We start from the raw sequence: 5,458 nt of genomic DNA, 5'->3' as shown, positions 1-5,458 counted from the left end.
CTGCGTCTCAATATTCCCCGACGTGTTCACCACCTGGCTGTTCGCATTCCCCGCCGCATCCCGCTGCATCCACAGGTTGTTCCCCGCCATGATGTCGCCGCGCCGGTTGGTGATGCTGTCGGCAAACAGCGCCAGGTTATTCGCCGCGTACAGCAGCGCGGTGTTGACGATGGACCCCGGTGCGCTCAGGGTCAGCGAGCCGCGCGTGCCGGTGAAGCCGTCGACGGTAATGTTGCTCCGGCTGGCCACGGTGATGTCGCCGCCGCCCTGCACCGAGCCCGCGGCGTTCAGCGCCACGCTGCTGCCGGAGAGCGTGCTGGTGCCGCCGCCGGTGGTGATTTGTCCGTTGTTGCTGAGCTGCCCGCCCGCGCTGAGGTTAACCGCCTGCCCCTGCAGCACGCTGCGGTTATCGATGTCGCCGCCGCTGCTGATGGTCAGGGTTCGGCCTGCCGCCACGGCGGTCCGGCTGGTAAACGCGTTCGTCAGCTGCAGCGTTAAGTCCCCCAGGGAGACCAGCTGGCCGGTCAGGTCCAGCCCCCGGCTCTGCAGCCACAGGTTGCCGCCGCTCAGCAGCCTGCCGCCCGCGCTCTGGGTTACCTGGTCCGCGCCAATATTCAGCTGCGCGTTGCCGAGCAGCGTGCCGCTGTTGTTCAGCTGGCCGTAGTTAACCGTCAGCTGTCCCGCCTGGGTGGTACCCTGGCTGGCAAAGGTGGTGCCGGTCAGCGTGGCCCGGTCGGCCACCCACGTGCCGCCGTTAGTGGCGTTTGCCGCATTGAGTATCAGGTCGGTGGCCTGCAGCCAGCCGGTGCCGGTGAACTGCGGCGTGCCGAGCGTCAGGCGCGCGCCGGAGAGCAGCCTGCCGTCGTTACGCGCCTGCGAGGAGGCGGTCACGCGCGTCTCGCCGCCGCCCTGAATCAGGCCGTAGTTAAACAGCGCGGGCGTGGTCAGCGTCAGGCCATCGCGGCTGACGATTTCGCCCCCGCTGCTGTTGGTCAGCGTGCCGCTGAGGGCCAGCGTCGCGCCGTTATCGCCCTGCAGACGTCCGCCGTTGGTGAGCGCCCCGGTGGTGATGCCGAGCGTGCTCCCCTGCATTTTGCCGTCGCTGGTGACGGAGGCCGCCGTGACGTTCAGCGCCCCGCCGGAGAGCAGGGTCCCGGTCGACTGCTGGCTGACCGCGCCGGTCTGGCTGAGGGTCAGGCCATTCACCCCGCTGATGGCGCCGCTGTTGCTGAGCGTGCCGCCGGTCAGCGTCAGGTTTTTCGCCGCCCACTGCCCCTGGTTCACCAGCGTCGCGGCCTGCAGCGTTGCCGCACCCAGCGCGGTAATCTTACTGCCCGTGGTTCCGGTGAGTGTGTCGGCCAGCGTCATCTGCAGCCCGTCGGCGCTCTGCACCGTGCCGCTGTTGCTGAGCGACTGCGCGTTAAGCAGGATGTTCTGCGCCTGCCAGCTGCCGGCGTTGGTCACCGCCCCGGAGGCAATGGTCAGCGCGCCCTGAGTGAGAAGCCTGCCGCCAGCGCCGTTAATCAGCGCCTGCTGCGGCGCGGCCATCGCCATGCGCGCCATCAGCCGCTGCTGCCCCTGAACGGTCAGGCTCTGCAGGCCGGTCAGGGTGCCCTGGTTGTTAATGCTGTCCTGGCGCAGCGCGAGGGTGTTCCCCTGCACGGTGCCGCTGTTTTTAAGGGTGCTGCCGCCGAGCGTCACGTCCCCTTCGCTGAGGAGCTGCCCGCGGTTATCCAGCGTCTGCGCGGTGATATCCGCCCGCCCCTGGCTCATCAGCGAGCCGGACGAGGTCAGCGTGCCGCCGGTCGCGGCCGTCAGCGTTCCCTGGCTGAGCAGGGACCCGCCGTGCGTCCAGTCGCCGGTGGCGCGGACGGCCGCGCCGTTCCCCTGCAGCGTGCCCTGCGTGGTCAGCTGGCCTGCGTCCAGCGTCAGCATGCCGCCGGAGAGGGTGCGCGAGGCCGCGCCCGTGGTCAGCGCGGTGCCGGTGAGCGCCAGGCCGTTCGTTCCCTGCATCAGCCCGTCGTTGTTCATCTCGCGGGCGGTGAGGGAGAGCGTGCCGCCGGTGATGCGCCCCGGGTTCGCCAGGGTGTCCGCGGTGAAGGTGGTTGCGCCGCCGCTCTGCAGCAGCCCGGTATTGGTTAACGCCCCGCCGAGCGTGCCGCTGAGCCCCGCCAGCCCGTTCACCGTGCCGCTGCTGGTGAGGGTGGTGCCGGTCATGTCCAGCGTCGCGCCCTGCAGCGTACCGGCGTTCGTCAGCTGCCCGCCCGTCAGCGTGAAGCCGCCGCCGGAGAGCCATTTGCCGTTCAGCGCGTTGATAAAGCGGTCAGCGGCGGCGTTAACCGCGCTGCTGCCCTGCATCAGGCCGCTGTTGCGCAGCTCCGTCGCGCCTGCGGTCAGCGTTCTGCCCGCCACCGTGCCGCTGCTGGTCAGCGTCGTCGCGTGAAGCGCGGCATCGCCGGTGGCCACGATGTTCCCGGTATTGCTCAGGGCGTTGCCCAGACCCAAATCCAGGTCCTGCGCCTGAATATCGCCCTGGTTGGTCAGGTCGCTGCCCCGGAGGGTGAGCCCGCCGTTCACCAGCAGCAGACCGGCGTTATCGAGCGTGTCCAGGGACAGATTCAGGCCGCTTCCGCTCACCAGCTGCCCGGTGGCGCCGTTGCTCAGCGCGCGGGTGGTCAGCGCCAGCGTGTCGTTGCCCTGCAGCATGCCGGTGTTGGTCAGCTGCGCGGCGTTCACCGTCAGCGCTTTCCCCGCCAGCCGGCCGTCGTTAAACAGCTGCGCCGCCGTCAGCGTGAAGAGGTTCTGGCTGAGCAGGGCGCCCGTGTTGTCCAGCCTGCCGGTTGCGGCAAGCGTCAGGGCGTCCAGCGCCTGAACGCTGCCCTGGTTATTCAGGCCTGCGGCGTCCAGCGTGGCGCTGCGCCCCTGCAGGCTGCCCGCGTTGCTGAGCGTGTGTCCGCTCAGGGTGAGGGTCTCACCGCCCGTCACCTGCCCCTGAGTCTGGTTCGCGAAGGTGTTGCCGGACCAGGCCAGCGTGCTGCTGCCCTGAAGCAGGCCGCTGTTCTGCAGGTCGCCCCGCAGGGTCAGCACTTTCGCCAGCAGCTGGCCCCGGTTATCGGTATTGCCGGCCTGAACGTCCAGCGCCTGCTGGCTGAGCACCTTACCGCTGTTGGTCAGCGTGCCGGTCACCGCCGCCGTCACGCCCGCTTCCCCCAGCGCGTTACCGGTGTTCATCCACTCGCCGGTGGCCAGGCTCAGGGTGTTGCCCTGCATGAGCCCGGCGTTGTTCAGGGTGGAGTGGTGCAGGTCAAGCGCGCCACCGGAGAGCAGCATGCCCGCCTGCAGGTTGCTGAGCTGTGCCCCCGTCGCCGTCAGGGAACGGGTTCCCTGCAGCGTGCCGCCGTTGGTCACCGACGCGCTGTTAAACTGCGCGTCGGCACCGGCCATCAGCCCGCTGTTGGTCAGGCTGGCGGCGGTCAGCGTCAGGCCGTCCCGGGCAATCACCCGGCCGCCCGCCTCGTTGCTGACCTGACGGGTCAGGTTCAGCAGCAGCGCGGTGGCGCTGAGCTCGCCGCTGCTGGTAAGGGTGTCGCCGTTAAGCGTCAGCGTTCCGCCGCTGCGCAGCGCGCCGCGGTTAGTGAGGTCTGCCACGCCGAGCGTCAGGGCCGCGTCCCCCTCGACGGTGCCCTGGTTCTCCAGGCTGTCCGCCGTGATGTGCAGGTCGCCTGCGGCAATACTGCCCGCGTTAACCAGAGTAGTGCCGTTCAGGGTGAGCCGGTCGTCCGCCAGCAGGCGTCCGCTGCTGGTCAGGCTGAGGTAGTCGCTGCTCAGGCTGACGCCGTTGATTTCACCCAGGTTGGTCAGCGTGTCGCCTTTAATGCGCAGCGTGCCGTCGGTGGTGATAAGCCCGCCGTTGGCCAGCACCGGAACGTTCAGCGTTAAATCCTGCGCGCTGTAGACCGACCCGCCCGCGAGGTTCGCGAGTGACCCGGTCTTCAGGCCGAGCAGGGTGGTGCCCTGCAGCAGCCCGCCGTTCTCCACCGAGGCAGCGTCCAGCGAGAGGGTACCGGCAACCAGCGAGCCGCTGCTGGTGATGCGCCCGGGGGCCGTCAGGGTCATGCGGTCCGCTTTTGCGGCGCCGGACTGGAGGATGTTCTGTCCGCCGAGAGTAATGGCGCCGGCGGTGAGCTCCCCGCCGCTGGTCAGGTCGCCGGTCGCGTTAAAGCTCAGCGCGTCACCGGTGGATTTCCCGGCGTGCGCAATCGTGCCCGCCGTCACCGACAGGGCGCCTTTCGCCGCCTGGGTGCCGTTCAGCGCGGCGTTCTGCGCCTGCAGGGTGAGCCCCTGCCCGCTCTGCAGGTGCGCGTCCGGGCCGGTGGTCAGGTCGCCGGCGCTGACGGTGACCGCCCCCGCCGCGTCCGTCTGCCCGTTCAGGCTGGCGCTGCGGGTCGCGGTAATCTGTATATTGCCCTGGCTGGTCGTGCGGGACGCCTGACCGCTGGTCAGGGTGCCGGCCTGCGCCGTCAGCGCCGTCGCGCCGGACAGGGTGCCGTTCTGCTCAAGCACGCCGGCGGTCACGTTCATCGCGCCGTCAGCCAGCAGGCTGCCGTCGTTACGCAGGGTCTGCTGCGCCGTGACGTTCGCATTGCCTTTCGCGCTCAGCGTGCCCCGCTGCGCCAGGGTTCCGGCGCTTAACGTCAGGCTGCCGGCGCTCTGCAGGGTGCCGCTGTTGGTCACCGTCTGTCCCTGCAGGGTGACGTCGCTGCCCTGCGCCGTGCCGCCGTTCGTCAGCTCTCCGGCGTTCACGTCCAGACGGCCTTTCGCCGCCAGCAGGCCGCTGCTGGACACCCTGTCGCCGGAGAGCGCAATGTCGCGCCCCGCATTCACCTGCCCCTGGTTACTGACGGTGCTGCCCGTCAGGCGGATATCGGCCGCGGCATCGGCCCGGCTCTGGCCGTCCAGCACCAGCTGCCCGCCGCTCAGCGCCAGGCTCTCTCCTGCCGAGACCGCACTGCCCGTGGATGACAGCGTGCCGCCGCTGCTGAGCGTCGCGCGGGTATCGCTTCCGCTGCGGGTATTCGTCAGGGTGATATCCTTCCCGGCCGCCACGCTGAGCGCGCCCCTGCCGGTGACGCTGCCGCCGCGCTGCGTCAGGCTGCCGCCGGTGGACAGCGTGGTGTCGCCCTGGCCCGTCAGCGTGGCATCCGAAAGTGCCACTCCCTGCCCGCCCGCGACGGTCAGCGCCCCGCCCTGTGCCGACACGCCGCCGCCGTTGACGGTCAGGGTATCCTGACTGTTCAGCGTCGCCGCGCCGCGGGAGATAAGGGAGGTATTGCTGAGCGTCATCGCCTGCCCGCTGCTGACCGCCAGCGCGCCCGCGCTGTTTGTCCCGCCGCCCGTCATCTGCACTTTCCCCGCCGCGGAAAGGCGCATGTCGCCCTGGCTGGCGAGCGTGCTGTTA

Annotated in this window: 1 pseudogene; it reads right to left on the bottom strand. The window is 69.8% G+C overall.

The window, feature by feature from the left end:
- Positions 1-5,458, bottom strand: a pseudogene (cdiA, locus tag UR289_RS21760) (contact-dependent inhibition toxin CdiA); the annotation flags it as partial.

Source organism: Enterobacter sp. 302C9 (assembly GCF_034106085.1).
In the GTDB taxonomy this organism is placed as follows: Bacteria; Pseudomonadota; Gammaproteobacteria; order Enterobacterales; family Enterobacteriaceae; genus Enterobacter; species Enterobacter asburiae_B.
Note: the sequence above shows the minus strand (reverse complement) of the source record. Positions and strands in the feature narration are given on the sequence as shown.